The organism is Pseudomonas fluorescens, assembly GCF_030344995.1.
GTDB classification, from domain to species: Bacteria; Pseudomonadota; Gammaproteobacteria; order Pseudomonadales; family Pseudomonadaceae; genus Aquipseudomonas; species Aquipseudomonas fluorescens_BF.
This window is the reverse complement of record NZ_CP128260.1, coordinates 2615924-2634214: the sequence shown is the minus strand read 5'-3', so window position 1 is coordinate 2634214 and position 18291 is coordinate 2615924. Positions and strand designations below refer to the sequence as shown.

Here is an 18291-nt window from a genome sequence, read left to right as displayed (position 1 = left end):
TAATGGCCTGGCAATCCATGCACCGGTAAAGAGCCCTGACACTGGGCGAACGGAAGGGATTTTAATGGAAGTTGGCGGATATGTCGTGCTAATTGAAGATGAAATTTATGTACTAAAAAGTTAAAGAATATTGCTCACCGATATTTCCCGACAAACTTCCTGAATTCACCACCCTCGAATACTTCATATGACTGCTCTCATACAATTACTTGTACAAGAACAGTCATTCTGTAGAGTCAATACTCAACTTTCATGCTGACTGGTCACTTTTAATACATCGGTGTAAGTGACGATGACGCTCTGTCCGACTTTCAGGTTTTTCAGTTTGGCCTGAATCTCAGGCTTTTCGACGTTGAGGGTTTTCGATTGGCCCGAAGGGTTTTCCAGAGTGACCTGGTTTTTCTCCAAATCAATTTTGGTGATTTTCAGTTGCACCTGAACCTGGCGAAAGGCCTCGCCACCGGGGTTGCTGCTGCCCACGGCGTTGCGCAGTTCACCGGTGCGCTCGGTGGAGCCAGGCAGACCTTTATCCACGTCAGTGTCGAGGAAAGCCGCGACCGAACGTGTCACCTCGATTTGAACTTGATCACCAACCTTGAGATTGGCGAGGTTTTTCGCCTTGTCGCTGAGCTGAACGTGCACCTGGCGACCTTCTTCGCCTTCAAGGACAACCTGATGATTGGCCGGATCAACTGCCAGCACTTTGGTGGTGACCTGATCCTTCTCGACAGCCGCCGACAAAGGAATATCGGCAGCGAACGCAGTGGAAGCGGACAGAACAGTGGCAAGTGCAATGGCGTGCGTCAGTGCTTGGAGCTTCATAAGCAATACTTTCCCTGTGATGGATGGCAGCACCCGGCGCCGAATCGGTCTCGGCACCGGGCGTGCCAAGGAGCATAGACGCTGATCGGCCGTTGCTCCTCGATCCGGGTCAATCAGTACCCGGTCATCTCCAGATAACCCTGCCCGCCCCGGTTGCCGCTCAGGCGCACCGGCCCTTCCCAATAGGGAATGCGCAGGTTCATCCAGGCGTCGGGGTTGATTGCATCGAGGGTGATCTGCAGGTTTTTTTCCGGAATGCCGATCGACCAGCGCACCGGCATCGAACGGCCGGCGACCTTCGCAGTGTCCTGCGGGGTCAGCTTGATCTGGTTGGCGTGCAGGGTTTCGGTCTGGCCATCGGCGGCAATCCATGTACCGGTGAGATATGGCGCGCCTTCCTTCTGGCGCATGCGGTAGAGCATGACGTGTTCGCCGCCGTCCAGATGCAGGGAGAACCAGTCCCAGCCCGTCTGGTTGGCGGTCAGCGGCTGGCTGCTCCACTCGCGATCAAGCCACGCCGGGCCGTTGACGGTGTAGGTCTGGCCGTCGATCTGCAGGGTGCCGCTGGCCTGGAAAAACGGCTGACTGTAGTAATAAGACGCCTGGCCCTGTTCGGATTTCTGGCTGAAACCCTTGTCGCCTTGCAGCACCAGCGGGCGGCTGGAGGTCAGGCGCAGCTGGTAGCTGAAGTTCTTGTCCCGGGCGCTGAGTTGCAGGTCGGCCAGCGGATCGCTTGCCTGGCTGACGAAACGCCAGTCGTCGATCCACGCCTCGAACGGCGCCGCACGCACCCCGGCCTGCCCGACCCCGCCACGGGCGTAACGCTCGGCGGCGTGGTGGACGCTGGCGGATGTCACCGCCGCATGCCCGAGCCAGATCGTCTGGTTGGCCCAGCCCGGCTGCTGCGGCGAGGCATTCAGGGCGCTGCGAAACAACGTCCACTGCACGCCGAAGTCGTTGCCCTGCGCATCCTTGAGATTGGCCGTCACGTACCACCATTCAATCCGAAAACCGTCATGGGCGCCGTGATCCGCCGGGAAGCTGAAAACCCGCCCCGGCACCACCGTCGTGAAGGCCTGCGCCTGAGCGCCCATCCCGGCAAACCCCTTCTGTTCCGGTGCGGGGTTGTCGCAACCACTGAGCAACAACGCCAGAAAAACCGCCAGAAAAACCGCCAGAAACACCACCGCAAACCTAGTCCTCATGGGCAAACGTCCTCAGCAGGTCCGCCGGTTGCGTGCGGTACAGCGAATACAGCGGCCACGCCGAAGCCAGCAACGTCGCCAGCAGCGCCAGCCCCATCAGTTGCAGCAACTGCAATGGAAACACCCGCAGCGGCAGACGCCAGCCAAAGGCCTGAACGTTGATCACCGCGTCCAGGCACCACGCCAAACCGATGCCCAACGGCAAGGCCAGCACCAGCGTCAGCAGCGCCAACAACCACGTTTGCCCGAGGTTGAGCAGCATCAATTGCCGCCGCGTCACGCCCAGCGCCCACAACGGTGCGAGCTGGCCGAGACGGCTCTGACTCTGGGTCAGCAGGCTGATGAACAGCGCCACGCCGGCGACGGCCAGCGTCAGGCTATTCAGCGCGGCAGTCGCGGCGAAGGTGCGTTCGAAGACTTGCACCGACCAGCCCTTGAGCCGCGCCTGATCGACGATCCGGCTGTCATCAAGCTGGAAGCGTGCCTGCAAGGCCGTGAGCAACGCCGGGATGTTCGGCGGGTCGATGCGCAGGTTGAAGCGGTTTGGCGTCAGCTGCGGCCAGCCGCGCAGCAGGTGATTGCTGTTGACCAGCACATGGCCCTTGGGATTGCCGTAGTCGGCGTAAATGCCGACGATGCGCGGCGACCATGACCCGCCCGGCGTGGGGATCGTCAGGTGATCGCCCGGCGTGACTTTCAGGCGACGCGCCAGTTGTTCGCTGAGCATCACCGCATCGTCCTTGGCCAGCGCCGCCCACGGGTCATCGCCCCGCGCTTCGAGCAACGGCCAGTGCTGGCGATAGTGCGGATGATCGATGATCCCGAACACGTCCGCCGGCCAGCCTTGCAGTGTCACCGAAACCTGCCAGTTGGGCATGATCGCCGTAACGTTCGGTTGCTGTTTGAGCCAGGTGTACAACTCTCGCGCCTGCGCCGGGTTGCTCGGGTTCAGGTAAAGCTCGGCGGTGAGTCGTTGTTCGAGCCAGTCATTGAAGGTCTGGCGGAAACCGGCGGTCATGCTGCCGGCGCCGATGTTCGCCGCCATCGCCAGCAGCAGCGCCATCAACGCCAGACTCAGCGCCGGCAATTGCTGGCGGCAATCGGCGAGAAACCACTGCCCGAGCACCGAGCGGCTGCGCCCAAGCAAACCGTTGAGCAGCGCACTGAGCAACACCGGCAATGCCAGCGCGGCACCAAGCAACAGCCCCGCCATCAACACAAAACCGCTGGCCAGGCTGTTGCCCCACACCAGCGCCGCCAACGCAATCGCTGCACATACGCCGGCCACCCACCCCTGACGCCGCAACCAGCGCGCATGTTGCTGATGCCAGGCCTGAGGATCCGCCACCGCCAGCAACGGCAGACGCGCCGCCCGCAACAGACTGTTGGCCCCGGCCAGCAACCCGCCGAGCAAACTCAAACCGATGCCGCTGAACCACCACCACGGGCTCAGGCGCAACTGCCCCGCCACTTCCGCGCCGTACAGACCGCGCAGGCTGGCGGCGACGTCCGGCAACAGCACGCTCGCCAACCAGTAACCGCTGACCACGCCGAACAACCCGCCGATCAACGCCAGTGCGCCGAGTTCGACGATCAGGCAAGCGATCAGCATCCGCGCGCTGACCCCGCAGGCCCTCAAGGTGCGCAGCAGTCCCCGGCGCTGCTCCAGCGCCAGACCGATAGCCGCGTGAACAATGAACAAACCGACGATGAACGAGAGAAACCCGAGGGCATCGAGGTTGAGGTGGAAGCTCTCGGTCAGTCGCGCCAGGTTGTTTTCCTCGCCACTGCTTTTGAGCTGCAACTGAGCCTTGAATGCTGCCGGGACGTCGGCGTGAAAATCCTTCGGTAACAGCAGACGCGACAGTTGATCAGGTTGTTCGAGCACGCGCTGAGCAACACCAATATCCACCAGCAACACGCCGGGAGCCATGTCGGCTTGCGCCCGCAGCGGCGGCAATGTCTGACCTGATTCCGTACTCGGAGTCACGCCCTCGGTGAGGTTCAGCGCCCGCAAGGTTTCGGGAGAAATCCAGGTGCTGCCCGGCGGGCTGAAGAATTCGACGATGCGCTCGATCGGCATCGCCTGCCCGGCGATCGCGCTGTCGCCGGGCAACGAGACGGGCTCGATGCCCATCAATTGCAGGCGTTGGTTTTCATGGTCTTTAAGAATCAGCCGCCCTTGCAGCACCGGCGACACCGGCCAGCCCAGACGCCGCAGGTCAACGAACCATTGTTGCGGGAACGTCGCGCCGTTCGGCGTGCTGAGGCTGGCCTGGGGTTCGCCGCCGATCAACTGGCTGGCCCGGGCATAACTGTCCCGCGCCTGACTGTTGAGTGCTTCGACCCCGGTCAACAGACTGGTGGCCAGCCACAATCCGGTTAGCACGCTGAAAAACTGCACCGGATGGCGTCGCCAGTGACTGAGCAGCGCCATCATTGCGTGGCGGAAAACCTTCACGTCAGCCGACCGCTGGACAACACCACGCGCTCCGCCAGCCGCGCCGCCACGCGTTGACTATGCGTGACCATCAGCAAGGTGGTCGGAGTGTCATCGAGCAATTCCAGCAACAGTCGCAGCACCTCGTCGCTGGTTGCTTCGTCGAGGCTGCCGGTGGGCTCGTCGGCCAGCAGCAGTTTCGGTTGCGCGGCCAGCGCCCGACCGAGCGCGACTCGTTGTTGTTGGCCGCCGGAGAGTTGTTCGGGATAGCGCTTGAGCAATTCGCCCAGCCCCAGACGCTGCACCAGATGATGCTGCCAGCGCGGGTCATGCCGCCCGGCGAGCCGCGCCTGAAACGCCAGATTGTCTTCGATCCGCAGGCTGCCGATCAGGTTGTACTGCTGGAACACCAGACCGATTTCGGTGCGCCGCCAGTTGGCCAGTTGCGCCTCGTTCATCCGGTCCAGCCGATGTTCGCCGCTGCTGATGCTGCCGCTGTCGACTTTGTCGAGCCCGGCGATCAGGTGCAGCAGCGTGCTCTTGCCGCTGCCCGACTCGCCCATCAGCGCCAGGCTGCTGCCGGGCCTGAGCGTCAGGTCGATGCCTTGCAGCACCGGCAACGGGCCTTGCGGGGTGAGGTAGCTTTTGAAGACGTTTTGAACCTGGAGCATGCCGCCATCCGATCGATCCGTGTCGGCCAAGGATAGCGGATAGCGACGCGTTACTGACCCACCGCCACACTCGTCGGCGCCTCACCCGGCGTCACGATGCTGTTCAGGTCGATGTGTTTCCACTCGGGTTTGGCCCCCAGCCGCGCGTTGAAGCGGTAGTTGAAGGTGAATTCGTCCGCCGTCGCCACGCTCAGTGGTTTGCCGTACACCGCTTCGATCCCCGGCAGGTCGTAGCCCATCAACTGCAAGAGTGTCGGGAAGATGTTGTAGTGACTGGAGCGGTTCTTGTTCGCCGCCAGTTGCGCCGACCAGTCGAGCGTCTGCAACTGATCGCCCTGAATCACCACCAGCGGCACCAGTCCTTCTTCCTCCACCGGATCGCCGCCGCAGTGGGTGTTGAGTCCCGGATTGCCGCGTTCGTGCAAATCCTGGCCGTGGTCGGAGGTGTAGATCAGCAACGCGTTGTTCAGATTGGCCTGGGCAAACACCCGCGAGAAAAACTCGCCGACATTCCACAGCACGGTGTTCTTGTAGGCGTTGCGATACAGCACCCAGTCATCCGGCTGGCCGTTGAAACCAGTGCGTTCGCCGGTATCGGCGACTTCCGTGAACTGCCCGCGGGGCAAGGTCGGGCGGTAGGCCATGAAGGCGTCGGGGTATTTGTCGTGCACCGGAAAATGCGCCCCGACCTTGTTGATCAACACAAGCTCCGGCTTGTCGTCGTTGAGCAGCTCGATCAGTTTGGCGGCGGCAGCCATGTCGCGGTCGCGCACGCTGGTCTGGTCGAATTGCACGAATTCGTCGATGTCCTTTTTCTCGGCGTCGTTCATCAGGTTCTGCAGGTTGCCGCCGGTGCGCTGAGCGTCGATGTAGACCGTGCGCATGCCGGCCTTTTTGGCGTACTGCCAGATCGACGGCAGCGTGCTGTTGATGCGCATGTAGTCGGCGCGGGTGCCGCCGTAGCGCAGGGTGATGTTGGTGTCGGCGCTGCAATTGGCGATGGACGCCGCATAGCCGTAATTGAAGATCTCGACACCTGGGTGCGCTTGCTTGAGGTTGCTGTGCACGCCGAACGGCGCGTTGATGTCCAGGTAATTGCCGGAAATGCTCTCGTCGATGATCAGCACGATGTCATGGCCGACCGCCGGGCCATTGCGCGCCAGGGTCACCGGCTCACGCGGACCGACGGTGTTGTGCAGCGCTTCGTAGCCGAACAGGTTCAGGTAGGCCAGCGGCGTATACATGATCGGCAGTCCCCGCGCGCCCTCGCCGGCCCGCACGAACAACACGGCGCTGAGCAGCAACACACCGCACAGCGGCGCGGCGATCCGCAAGGCATTGGGTACCGCAATCGCGTGTCGTGGCTTGAGACCGATCCCGAACAACAGCAACAACCCGTTGAGCAGCCCGTGGATGATCGCCCCTCGATACTGATACGCCGCTTCCTGGATGAAGCCGCCGGAGTACACCAGCGAGACGAAACTGCTGTAGGTCAGGTAATCGGCGGTCACCCTCGTATAAACATCGAAGAACACCGCCGAAACAAACATTGTCAATGCGAACAAATGCCGAATGAAATTCTGACGTATATAGGCCGTTAGTAATAACGCAAACGTTAGCGTCAAAAACATCGCGCCAAAAAGAAGTACTGCCAGCCCCATACCCATCGCATTTAAGCGGTCAAGGTAATATTCGAAATAAAGCAGCAGATAAATAATTAAAAGCAGTTCTTTCAGATATCGAAACATGGCGATTCCGGGGGGCGTCCGACGAGACATTGTCAAGGGTTTGTCGGTCAAAACCTGACACTAGCACCGGGCCATCAAAGCGCAAGAAATGTCGGACATAATCAAAAAGCGTCAAAAAAATGTTGACTCAAATCTGACACACCCAAGTCGTTAAAACCCTTGAATTTCGCGGCCTACGACCGTTTATCGTTTTCTTCGAATTGTGAAAAACATGTCAAGGACGGGACAAATCCATCTACAGCAAGCACTTGATGGCCATTCGCCCCCAAAACTGGGGGTGTTATACACCTGCAACATGTCATTTTGCTGACACGCTTTTCCCACGCTGCGCTATACCCCTTTTGACAGTTCAATTTCGATCTTCCATCACCGTCTTACGAGGCACGCCAATATGGACGTGAGCGTATTTGGTACGGGCTATGTTGGCCTGATACAAGCAGCCGCACTTGCCGATGTCGGACATCGCGTATTGTGCGTCGATATAGACCCGAACAAGATTAAACAACTGCAACAGGCAGTACCGCCTATTAGCGAACCGGGTCTTTCGGCAACTTTGGAAGAAAACATCAAGGCCGGGCGTTTGTTATTCAGCACCCAGGCCAGCGATGCGGTGGAACATGCCGGACTGATCTTCATCGCCGTGGGCACGCCAGCCGACGAAGACGGCTCCGCCGACCTCAGCCATGTGCTCAACGTGGCGCGGCAGATCGCAAGCTTCATGGAGGACGACCGCACGCTGATCATCAAATCCACGGTGCCGGTCGGCACGGCGGATCAGGTGCTGCACACCGCTGAAGAAGAACTGCAACGGCGCGGCAAAAGCGCTCTGGCGGTTCGGGTGGTGTCCAACCCCGAATTTCTCAAGGAAGGCAGCGCCCTCGCCGACTGCATGCGTCCGGACCGGATCATCGTCGGCACCCGCGACGATCTGGCCCGCGAGCAGATGAGCGAGCTGTACGCGCCGTTCTGCCGCAACCACGAAAAACTGATGTTCATGGACAACCGCAGCGCCGAGCTGACCAAGTACGCGGCCAACGCGATGCTCGCCACCCGCATCAGTTTCATGAACGAGCTAGCCAACCTTACCGAACTGCTCGGCGCCGACATCGAAGCGGTGCGCAAGGGCATCGGTTCCGACCCGCGCATCGGCTATCACTTCATCTACCCCGGCTGCGGTTTTGGCGGCTCGTGCTTTCCCAAGGACCTGCGCGCCCTGCTGCACACCGCCGAACACAACGGCATGCCGCTCAAACTGCTGCGCAGCGTCACCGACGTCAACGACAGCCAGCGGCACATCCTGTTCAGCAAACTCAAGGCGCAATTCCCTCAAGGCCTGGCCGGCAAGTCGATCGCGATCTGGGGCCTGGCGTTCAAGCCGAACACCGATGACATGCGCGAAGCCCCCAGCCGTTATCTGATGGATGCGCTGTGGGCCGAAGGCGCCAGCGTGCAGGCCTACGATCCGGAAGCAATGTCCGAGTGCCGGCGCATTTACGGTTACCGCAATGACCTGCACCTGTGCGCCACCCGCGACGACACTCTGGAAGACGCCGATGCTCTGGTGATCTGCACCGAGTGGAAAAATTTCCGCGTGGTGGATTTCGAGCTGCTGGCCAGCAAGCTGCGCTCCAAAGTCATCATCGACGGGCGCAACCTCTACAACCCGGAACAAGTCGCAGCCGCCGGCCTGCACTACAGCGGCATCGGTCTGCGCCACATCGCGCCTGACGGGTTGCGGCCATGAAAATCCTCGTCACCGGTGCGGCCGGGTTCATTGGTGCTCATTGCGTGCTGCGGCTGGTGCGCGACGGGCATCAGGTGATCGGTCTGGACAACTTCAACGGCTACTACGATCCGCAGCTCAAGCACGATCGGGTGGACTGGGTGCGGGAACAGGTCGGGGACTTCCAGCTCGCCACGATTGACCTGGCGGACGCATCGGCCCTGCAAGCGCTGTTCGTCCGCGAACGGCCACAAGTCGTGGTGCACCTCGCGGCGCAGGCCGGGGTGCGTTATTCGCTGGAAAATCCACGGGCCTATCTGGACAGCAACCTCGACGGTTTCCTGAACATCCTGGAGTGCTGCCGCCGGCACCCGGTCGAGCACCTGATCTACGCCTCGTCCAGTTCGGTGTACGGCGCCAACCAGCACACGCCGTACTCGGTGCAGGACGGCGTCAATCACCCGCTGTCGCTGTACGCCGCGACCAAGAAAGCCAATGAATTGATGGCCCACAGTTACAGCCATCTGTTCGGCATTGCCTGCACCGGGCTGCGGTTTTTCACGGTGTACGGACCCTGGGGCCGGCCGGACATGTCGCCGATCCAGTTCGCCAAGGCGATCAGCGAAGGCTCACCGCTGCGGCTGTTCAACTACGGCGAGCATCAGCGCGATTTCACCTACATCGACGACATCATCGAAAGCATCGCGCGCCTGATCGAGCGCGCGCCCCGGGCCAATCCCGAGTGGGACCGCGAACAACCCGACCCGGCCAGCAGCATGGCCCCGTGGCGCCTGTTCAACATCGGCGGCCAGCACCCGGTCGAGCTGAAAACCTACCTCGCCCTGCTGGAAAAACACCTCGGCCAGAAAGCCGTGGTCGAGCTACTGCCACTGCAACCGGGCGACGTACTCAACACCTGCGCCGAAGCCAGCGACCTGGCCCAGGCCACCGGGTTCCAGCCCCGGATCGAGCTGGATGAGGGACTGGGGCGGTTCATCGCCTGGTTCCGCGATTACTACCCCACTGCCTATCGCCCACGCGCCGCACGCGGCTGACCATCAGCGGAGGACTCCATGACTGGACATGAAAAAGGTGTACCGATCCAACATCTGGTGCGTGACAAGCGCATGGATCCGGAACAGCGAATGCGCCTCGACGCGGCGATCCATCGTCAGGGCCAGGGCTGGGTGACCGGTCGCGAAGGTGGCCGGCCGTGGCAACTGTCGCGCACCAACCGGGTGGTGGCCTGCCTCGGCGCACTGATGATTCTGCTGATGATTTCGCCGCTGCTGATCGGTCTGGCGCTGGCCATCAAGTTCACCAGCAAAGGCCCGGTGATGTTCGTGCAGAAACGCACCGGTTATCGCGGCCGCAAGTTCGGCATGTACAAGTTCCGGACCATGGTCGCCAACGCCGAAGAGCTCAAGGAGTCGCTGCGCCACCTGAACAAGCACGGTGCCGACGCCATCGACTTCAAGATCGACCAGGACCCGCGCATCACCGGGATCGGCGGTTTCCTGCGGCGCACCAGCCTCGACGAACTGCCCAACCTGATCAACGTAGTGACCGGCGACATGCGCCTGGTCGGCCCTCGCCCGACCTCGTTCAACGCCTACCGCTACAAGGACAGTCACCTCGCCCGCCTGGCGATCTACCCCGGCATGACCGGCCTGTGGCAGATCTCCGGACGCAGCAACATCGACTTCGACCAGCGCGTTGAGTTGGACCTCAGCTACATCGCCGAGCAGAGCCTTTTGCTTGATCTGAAGATTCTGTTGAAAACCCCCTTCAAAGTATTCAGCGGCCACGGAGCAAGCTAATGGACGGTTCAACCAACAAAAGCCTGAGCATTGCCAGCCCCAGCGAGTCGAACCTGACTTCGACCGTGCTGGACCTGGATCTGCGGATCCTGTTCCTGACCGCCGCCAACCCCGGCGCCGGCACCACCACCAGCGCGCTGGCACTGGCCAGTCAACTGGCGCAGATGAGCAGCGGCCAGGTGCTGTATGTCGACGCCAGCCAGTCGGCGAGCAACCTCACCCAGCAACTGAACCTGAGCAAGGAGCGCGGCCTGCGCGACCTGCTGTTCAATCCGGACAATCCGCCACTGTTGCAGGACTGCGTGGTGCAGGTGTCGAGCCTGCCGTTCCACGTGCTGCCCAACGGCCGGCCGATCCGCACCATGGAACACCTGACCGCCGAGCGCCTGAGCCCGTTGCTCGATCAACTGGGCAGCCAGTACCGCTTTGTGGTGATCGACGGCGACGCGGTGTATTCGGCTGCCGACACGCTGGTCATCAGCACCCAGGTCGACGGCGTGGTGTTCGTGGTCCGCGCTGAAGACACCCGCTGGGAAGTCGCGCAAGCGGCGGTGCAGCGCTTGACCCAGGCCGGGGCGAAAGTGGTCGGCAGCGTGTTCAACCGACGCAAGTACTACATGCCCAAATGGCTCTACAAAAACCTGTAAGCAACCGCAAAGGATGACGCCATGAACGCCAGGATTCTTGTGCTGCTGATGCTGCCGCTTGCAGGCTGCTCGAGCACCTCCGAAACCCAGAACATGCCGGTGAACATTCTCACCGCCACCCCGGCCAACGCCCAGGCCACCGACATGCCGAAGATCGAGCAGACCCTGCGCCCGCAGGATGTGCTGGACGTGATCTTCCACATCAGCACCAGCGGCTCGGACGCTTACCGCGTGCAGTCGGGTGACCAGATCGGCCTGAACTTCACCGCTGCCAGCCAGCTCAACGGCAATCAGTTGGTGCTGCCGGACGGCACCATCGAACTGCCGGGTGCCAACACCTCGGTGAAAATCGCCGGGCTGACCAGCGAAGAAGCGCGGCAGGAAATCCAGCGCGCCTATCAACGCAAACAGCTGTTCCAGCCCAACCGCAATCAGTTGACGGTGCAGATCATCAGCCCGCTGACCAACGAGCAGAATCTGAAAAGCGCCCTCAACCACCCGGCCACCGGCATGAGCCGCGAGATCACCGTCGGCACCGACGGCTACGCGAGCTTCCCGGAAATCGGCGCGGTGCCGCTGCAAGGCATGACCGTCAACCAGCTCGAAACCTTCCTCAACAAGAAGTACGCGCAACTTCCGGGCCGGATGACCGTGGACGTGCTGCTCAAGTCCACCGCCGGCAACGAGATCTACGTGCTGGGTGAAGTCGGTCAGCCGGGCTCCTACCCGATCCGCCGGCCAGTGTCGGTGCTTGAGGCGCTGACCCTGGCGCGCGGCACCAACGTCAAGGCGCGGCTCGATTCGGTGGTGATCATGCGCCGCAACGGCAATCAGGTGCAGGCCGTGCGTTATGACGTCGAGAAAGCGTTGTCGGGCGAGGCGCCGCAAATCGCCTATCTGCAACCGGACGACATGCTGTACGTGCCGAAGACCAAACTGGCCAGCGCCGGTGAGCTCGCAAGGCAACTGGCCGACGTGGTGCTGTTCCAGGGCGTGGGCTTCAGCTTCGGCTACCGCGTCGACAACAAAGACAGCAATAACAATTGACTCTCAGGTGACCGACCATGAATCCAAAGGAAAACTACCTGCATGAGTTCTTCAGGATCTTCTTCGCCAACAAGCAACTGGTGAAGCGTGTCTTCCTGATCTTTGCAGTGATCGCGCTGGTGCTGCCGCTGCTGCTCAAACAGAGCTTCGATATCACCGCTCAAGTGATCGTGCAGTCGAAAAAACTTTCACAGGGCGACGCCACCACGTCGCTGACCGTGGACAACGCCACCTTCATCCCGCCGTCGCTGGCGGACATGGAAACCGAGAGCAACATCCTGCGCTCGCCGGCGCTGATCCGTCAGACCATCAGCGAGCTGCGCGACAAGGGCGAATACACCCCGTCGCCGGGCCTGTTCAGCAAACTGGTAGGCGAACCGTTCAAGCGTTATGTCAGCTCGCCGCTGCGCCAGTACGTGATCAACCCGGTGCGCAACACCCTCGGGCTTGAAACCGATCCGGTGCGCGACACCGCGCTCGATGCGCTGACCCAGCAAGCCATCGACAGCCTGAAAATCGAGACCCTGCCCGGCTCCAACGTGATCTCGATCGTCTACAGCTTTCCCGATCCGCATCAAGGCACGAACTTCGTCTCGGCCCTGCTGCAAAACTATCTGGTGAGCCGTCAGGCGCTGCAATCGATCGACCTGCCGCAATCGTTCTACGAGACCAAGAAGCATCTGTATCAGGTGCGTCTCGATGGTCTGGAGGGCAATCGTCAGGCGTTGCTGGAAAGCGTCGGCGCGTCGGATCCGAAGGAGGAAATCACCTTCCGTCTGAACGCGATCAACACCGAAGAGCAAGCGCTGAACCTGTACCGCGACCGCCTGCTGCAAAGCCAGCGCTGGCTGGAGTACCTGAAAACCAGCCTGGCCGCCGCCAGCAACAACAAACTCAACGACTACACCTTCCCCTACACCTTCACCACCACCGTGGACAACGTGGCGTTCGAAGACCGGGAAATCAAACAGCTTGGCGAGCAACTGACCACTCAGGTCAGCCGCTACATGAACGATCTGGCGGTGTTCCAGCCCGGCAGCGAGCCAATGCTGCTGACCCGCGAGCAGATTGCCCGCACCCGTCAGCAGTTCCTCAAAGTGGTGAGCAACCGCATCCAGGAGCGCACCAACGACCTGGCGGTGGTGCAGCAGGTGATCGATCAGAAAACCGCGCGCATCGCCGACTTCAAGGCGCGTATCCATGAGTTGCAGCAGACCCAGAGCAAGCTGCGGCAGATGGACACCGAAATCGATGCCCTGCACGCCGCGTTCTCGACTTACGCCCAGCGCTTTGCCGAAAGCAGCACCACCCGCTCGCTGAGCGACGACTTGTCCAACGCCCGGGTGTTGAGCCCACCGTTCGAGCCGACCGAAGCAGCGTTTCCCAAACCGATGCTGATCATTCCGTTCGGGTTGTTCACCGGTCTGTTGCTGGCGATTGCACTGGTCTACGTGCGTGAGTTCTTCGATCACCGCTTCAAACACCCGGCGCAAATCAGTCACGAACTGGGCCTGCCGGTGCTGCTGGTGATCAACGACCAGAACGCGCAACCGAGCAATCCGCACAAGAACTGGACCGTGCCAAGCTTCGTGCACTGGGTGCGCAATTGAACACGCCCTCCACCCCGAACGCCGCCCTGCCGATCATGCATTTGCTCAGCAGCGGCGGGTTCTACGGGGCCGAGCGGATGTTGCTCGATCATTGCCTGGCGACGCCGGGGCAGCACCAGGTGCTGTTCCTCGATGCGCCGCCGGAACTGATCGCGCGCTTTCGCGAGGCCGGCGTCGATGCACAAGGCTGCGCAGGGCTCGTGGCCCTGCTGCGGCACTTGCGTCAGCGGCGCGGTGAGCGTCCGTTGATCAACACCCACAATTTCAAAGGCCTGTTGTTCGGCTGGGTCGGCGCCACGCTGTTGCGCCTGCCGCTGGTGATCACTCAACACGGCTTCACCCCGCGCAGCCGCAAGCAGAAGTTCTACACCTGGCTGAGCCTGCAACTGTGCCGCACGGCGTCGGTGGATCGGGTGGTGTGCGTCGCCGAAAGCATCGCGCTGTTGCACCGTCAGGCCAGTGTGCGCGCGGAGAAGTTGCAGGTAATCCCCAACGGTTTACCGGCAGCCGCCGCGCTGCTTTCCGATGCGCCACGGCAACGCTGGCTCGCCGGATACGTCGGGCGCTTGAGCAGTGAGAAAGGTCCGGATCTGTTTCTCGACGCGCTGATTCCGCTGTGTCACCAGCACCCGCAACTCGACGCCGTGATGCTCGGCGACGGCCCGGAACGCGAAGACTTGCAGGTACGGATCGACGCCGCCGGTTTGCAGCAGCGCATCCGTTTGCCGGGTTACCAGACCGACATGCGTCACTGGTGGCAGCAACTCGATGCGCTGGTGATCAGCTCGCGCACCGAAGGCACGCCGATGATTTTGCTGGAAGCGATGCAGGCCGGGGTGCCGGTGGTGGCATTCGGTGTCGGCGGAATTCCCGACGTGCTGGAGAACCGCCACAACGGTTTGCTCGCTGCCCCGACCGACAGCGCCGCCCTCGCCCGCCAGCTCGACACGTTGCTGTCCGAGCCAGGCCTGGCGCGGCAACTGCGCGACAACGCAAAACGCACGCAACAGGACCGCTACGACCTCAAGGCCCTGGCCGAACGCTGGTCGCAGCTGTACATCCGCACGGCACGGGAGGCACGCGCATGATTTTCCCGCTCTCGATCGTCAGTCTGCTGGGCCTGGTCTGCATCGCTCTGCTGGCCAGCCCCTGGCCCTACCTCGCGCCGGGCGCAGTGCTCGGTCTGGTGGGGTTCGCGGTGCTGTACCGCAAACCGACCTGGGGCCTGCTCGGCATTGCCGCGCTGGTGCCGTTCGAGGGCTTCTTCAAGGACAGCTCGTTGTCGGGCAGCAAACTGATCGGCGCTTCGCTGGCAGTGATCCTGATGCTGCAACTGGCGATGCACCAGATTCCTTCGGATCGTCTGCGCAGCAATATCTGGCGCTTTCTGATCGCCTTCATGACCCTGTACTTTTTGAGCCTTTTGAACACCGATGACATGGGCATGTCGCTCGGCCATCTGCGGGAAATCAGCGTCGGCCTGATCCTGTTTGTCATCACCCTGCTGATCGGCCGCGAGCTGAACCTCGACCTGTTCGCCCGGCTGGTGACCCTGGCCGTCAGCATGACCTGCGCCATGGCCATGTTCTCCACCAAATTCCAGGATCAGGGCCGCGCCGCCGGTTTGCTCGAAGACCCCAACGCCTTCGCCCTGCTGATCGCGTTCGCCATTCCATTGGGCCTGCTGCTGGTGATTCGCAGCCCGAACCTGTTGCATCGGCTGTTCTGGGGCGGTTGCTGCCTGCTGTTGCTCGGCGGCATGACCAAGACCGAATCACGCTCCGGACTGGTGGTGCTGGCCTTGAGTCTGGTGATCGGCTGCTGGCACTACCGCGCGCAACTGGCGCGGATTCGCCCGCGTCACCTGGGCTTTGCCATGCTCGGCGCGGTGATCGTGATTCCGCTGGCGATCTATGCAATGCCTGCCGGTTACATCGCCCGTATCCAGTCCCTCAGCGTGCTAAGCGCCGGCGCCAAGGGCCACAACGACGAATCCCTCGGCCGCCGCGCCTCGTACATCGTGGTCGGCAGCCAGATGATCCGCGAGAACCCGCTGCTCGGTTCCGGCCCCGGCACCTTCCCGCTGCACTACGCCACCACCGGTTACGCCAAGGCGTTTTCCGCCAACCGCAAGATCGGCGACCTGTACCGTCGGGCGCACAACACCTATCTGGAAATCTTCAGCGAATTGGGGGTTCCCGCCGGTTTGATGTTTGTCGGCATGCTCGCGCTGGGCCTGTACAACCTGATGCGTGCGCGCAAGGAATGGATGCAGCGGCGTAACTGGCAACAGGCGGATCTGATGACCCACCTCGGGGTGAGTTTCCTGTCGCTGACGCTGTTCCTGATGTTCCTCAGCGCACCGAACCAGAAATACCTGTGGATCATGCTCGCGCTGACCAGCGTTCTGCGCCTGAAAGCCGAGCAGGCACCGATGACGGAGGCCAAAGCATGAGCCGGATCAGCATTGTCATCCCGATGTTCAACGAGGCGCGGCACATTGGCCGCACCCTGCTGGCCGCGCAGAAAGCCGCCCACGCCGCCAATGTCGAATGCGAGCTGATCGTGGTCGACAACGGCTCCAGCGATGACGGCCCGCAGATCGCCCGGCAGTTCGGCGCCCAGGTGCTGGTGATGCCCGGCCTGCTGATCGGCGCGTTGCGCAATCGCGGCACGGCGATCGCCACCGGGGAATGGCTGGCGTTCATCGACGCCGACATCGAAATGCCCGAAGACTGGTTGCTGCCGTTGTTCGACATCGAAGCCAGCGGCCAGGCCGACGTCTTCGGTCTCGATCTGCACACTCCCGCCGCCGCGCCGTGGTACGCCACTGCGTGGCAGCGCCGCACCTTGCGCCCGACCACTCACACCAGCCACATCGTCGACTGGCTGCCCAGTGCCAACCTGTTGCTGCGTCGGCGCTGGTTCGACAAGGTCGGCGGTTTCAACGAAACCCTGCGCACTGGCGAGGACAAGGAATTCACTCTGCGCCTGCACGAACACGGCGCGCGGCTGCTGTCGATCAATCAAAACGTCGCGCTGCACTGGGGCTATGAAATGAACTGGCGCGAATGGATGGGCAAGGAAATGTGGCGCCAGGGCAGTCATCTGCAACTGCTCCGCACCCACGGGTTCAGCCTGCGCCTGCTGCGATTTCCGATGTTGTCGATCTTCGTCTGGATTCTCGATTTCCTGGCGATATCCGCCCTGCTCGACGGGTTTCCCCATCACGCCGCAATCATGGTGATGCTGACGCTGATTCCGGGACTGGTACTCAGCGTGCGCCAGAGCCACCGGCAACATGACCTCGGCTTCACCCTGCAACTGTGGGGCCTGCACTGGGTGCGCCTGCACCTGGCGGGCGCCGCGTTCATTCTCAGTCTGTGTCATTGGAATGCCAGGAGGCCTGCCCGTGGCTGAATTCATTTTCTGGATGTGCCTGCTGCTGCCGGTGTACGCCTATGTCGGCTACCCGCTGCTGCTGACGTTGCTCGCGCCGCTGTTCCCGGCGTGGCGCCACAGCCCGGCACCGCCGCTGAACATCAGCATCGTGATCGCCGCCCACAACGAAGCGCGGCACATCGAACACAAGCTGCGCTCGCTGCTGTCCCAGGATTATCAGCCGGCGACCCTGCAAATCATTCTGGCCAGCGACGGTTCCACCGATGCCACCGTGGCCTGCGCGCACAAAGTCGTCGACCCGCGAATCACCGTGCTCGACCTGCCCCGCCAGGGCAAGGCCGCCACGCTCAACGCCGGCGCGGCTTTGGCCACGGGCGACATTCTGGTGTTCACCGACGCCGACAACCAATGGTCGCGGGAAACCCTCGGCTACCTGCTGGCGCCCCTGAGCGACCCGCAGGTCGGCGCCTGCGCCGGGCACATGGTTATCCCGGTTACCGGTGGTGGCTTGAGCGTCGGCGACAGCCTTTACCGGCATTACGAAGGATGGCTGCGTCGGGTAGAGAACCGCACCGGTTGCATGGTTTCCGCCGACGGTGCCCTGCTCGCCCTGCGCCGCGAACTGTTCGAGAACGTGCCGGCCGAGGTCAACGACGATTTCTTCATCAGCACCTGCGCGCCGGTGAAATTCAAACGCATCGTCTACGTGCCCGAAGCGCAAGTGATCGACCACGGCGTGGATGAAGCCGACAAGCAATTCCGCCGTCGCCAAAGAGTCACCGTCGGCGGCCTGCAAAGCCTGGCGCAACGCAGTGAACTGCTCAATCCGTTCAAGCATGGGCTGTATTCGATTGCGTTGATCAGCCACAAGCTGATCCGCCGCCTGGCGCCGATCCTGTTGCTGCCACTGCTGCTGAGCAATTTCTGGCTGTGGGAAGAGCACGGTTTCTATCGCCTGAGCCTGATCGCGCAACTGGTCGGCTACGCCATCGCGATTGCCGGCCTGCTGGATTCGCAACACCGCTTGCCCAAACCGTTCCGCCTTGCGGCATTCCTGCTGGTGACACTGGCGGGCATGAGCATCGGCCTGTGGCAGTTCCTGCGCGGCCAGCGTTACGCCCAGTGGAACCCTGACCAAAACCGTTGAGAGGGATAG

Annotated in this window: 15 protein-coding genes; 10 read left to right on the top strand and 5 right to left on the bottom strand. The window is 61.9% G+C overall.

Annotation, left to right across the window (positions count from 1 at the left end):
• Positions 1–243: 243 nt before the first annotated feature.
• The 5 genes from QR290_RS11875 to QR290_RS11855 form a co-directional block, all read right to left on the bottom strand.
• A complete protein-coding gene (locus QR290_RS11875) occupies positions 244–822 on the bottom strand; it encodes a hypothetical protein (protein ID WP_289205284.1) in 579 nt (192 codons plus the stop codon).
• Between the two features lie 113 nt (positions 823–935).
• Positions 936–2027, bottom strand: a complete 1092-nt coding sequence (locus QR290_RS11870; protein ID WP_289204983.1) for a lipocalin-like domain-containing protein — start codon at positions 2025–2027, stop codon at positions 936–938.
• A complete protein-coding gene (locus QR290_RS11865) occupies positions 2017–4464 on the bottom strand; it encodes an FtsX-like permease family protein (RefSeq protein ID WP_435875095.1) in 2448 nt (815 codons plus the stop codon). Before QR290_RS11865 ends, QR290_RS11870 begins: the two co-directional genes overlap by 11 nt.
• 20 nt (positions 4465–4484) lie before the next feature.
• A complete protein-coding gene (locus tag QR290_RS11860) occupies positions 4485–5138 on the bottom strand; it encodes an ABC transporter ATP-binding protein (RefSeq protein WP_064595239.1) in 654 nt (217 codons plus the stop codon).
• A gap of 50 nt (positions 5139–5188) precedes the next feature.
• Positions 5189–6886 (bottom strand): sulfatase-like hydrolase/transferase, encoded by a 1698-nt coding sequence (locus QR290_RS11855; RefSeq protein WP_289204981.1) that lies wholly within the window; start codon positions 6884–6886, stop codon positions 5189–5191.
• Between the two features lie 391 nt (positions 6887–7277).
• Here QR290_RS11855 and QR290_RS11850 point away from each other — a divergent pair, with 391 nt between their 5' ends.
• Genes QR290_RS11850 through QR290_RS11805 form a run of 10 tightly spaced genes read left to right on the top strand, consistent with a single transcriptional unit; the run spans position 7278 to position 18282 of the window.
• Positions 7278–8630 (top strand): UDP-glucose dehydrogenase family protein, encoded by a 1353-nt coding sequence (locus QR290_RS11850; protein ID WP_085698623.1) that lies wholly within the window; start codon positions 7278–7280, stop codon positions 8628–8630.
• Positions 8627–9664 carry an NAD-dependent epimerase gene (locus QR290_RS11845; RefSeq protein ID WP_289204980.1) on the top strand — a complete coding sequence of 346 codons (1038 nt, stop codon included), beginning with the start codon at positions 8627–8629 and terminating at the stop codon, positions 9662–9664. Before QR290_RS11850 ends, QR290_RS11845 begins: the two co-directional genes overlap by 4 nt.
• Positions 9665–9682: 18 nt before the next feature.
• Positions 9683–10429, top strand: coding sequence for a sugar transferase (locus QR290_RS11840; RefSeq protein ID WP_115077289.1), 747 nt, complete (start codon positions 9683–9685; stop codon positions 10427–10429).
• Positions 10429–11076, top strand: coding sequence for a CpsD/CapB family tyrosine-protein kinase (locus tag QR290_RS11835; protein WP_085698620.1), 648 nt, complete (start codon positions 10429–10431; stop codon positions 11074–11076). Before QR290_RS11840 ends, QR290_RS11835 begins: the two co-directional genes overlap by 1 nt.
• Before the next feature lie 21 nt (positions 11077–11097).
• Positions 11098–12123 (top strand): polysaccharide biosynthesis/export family protein, encoded by a 1026-nt coding sequence (locus tag QR290_RS11830; RefSeq protein WP_115077287.1) that lies wholly within the window; start codon positions 11098–11100, stop codon positions 12121–12123.
• Positions 12124–12140: 17 nt separating this feature from the next.
• A complete protein-coding gene (locus QR290_RS11825; RefSeq protein WP_289204979.1) occupies positions 12141–13733 on the top strand; it encodes a GumC family protein in 1593 nt (530 codons plus the stop codon).
• Positions 13734–13768: 35 nt separating this feature from the next.
• Positions 13769–14821 (top strand): glycosyltransferase family 4 protein, encoded by a 1053-nt coding sequence (locus QR290_RS11820; RefSeq protein WP_435875094.1) that lies wholly within the window; start codon positions 13769–13771, stop codon positions 14819–14821.
• On the top strand, positions 14818–16188 hold the full coding sequence (locus QR290_RS11815) for an O-antigen ligase family protein (protein ID WP_289204977.1): 1371 nt from the start codon (positions 14818–14820) through the stop codon (positions 16186–16188). Before QR290_RS11820 ends, QR290_RS11815 begins: the two co-directional genes overlap by 4 nt.
• Complete coding sequence (locus QR290_RS11810; protein ID WP_289204976.1) at positions 16185–17153, top strand: glycosyltransferase; 969 nt, start codon at positions 16185–16187, stop codon at positions 17151–17153. The genes QR290_RS11815 and QR290_RS11810 overlap by 4 nt, the downstream gene beginning before the upstream one ends.
• Positions 17146–18282 (top strand): glycosyltransferase, encoded by a 1137-nt coding sequence (locus QR290_RS11805; protein WP_115077282.1) that lies wholly within the window; start codon positions 17146–17148, stop codon positions 18280–18282. Before QR290_RS11810 ends, QR290_RS11805 begins: the two co-directional genes overlap by 8 nt.
• Positions 18283–18291 lie beyond the last annotated feature (9 nt).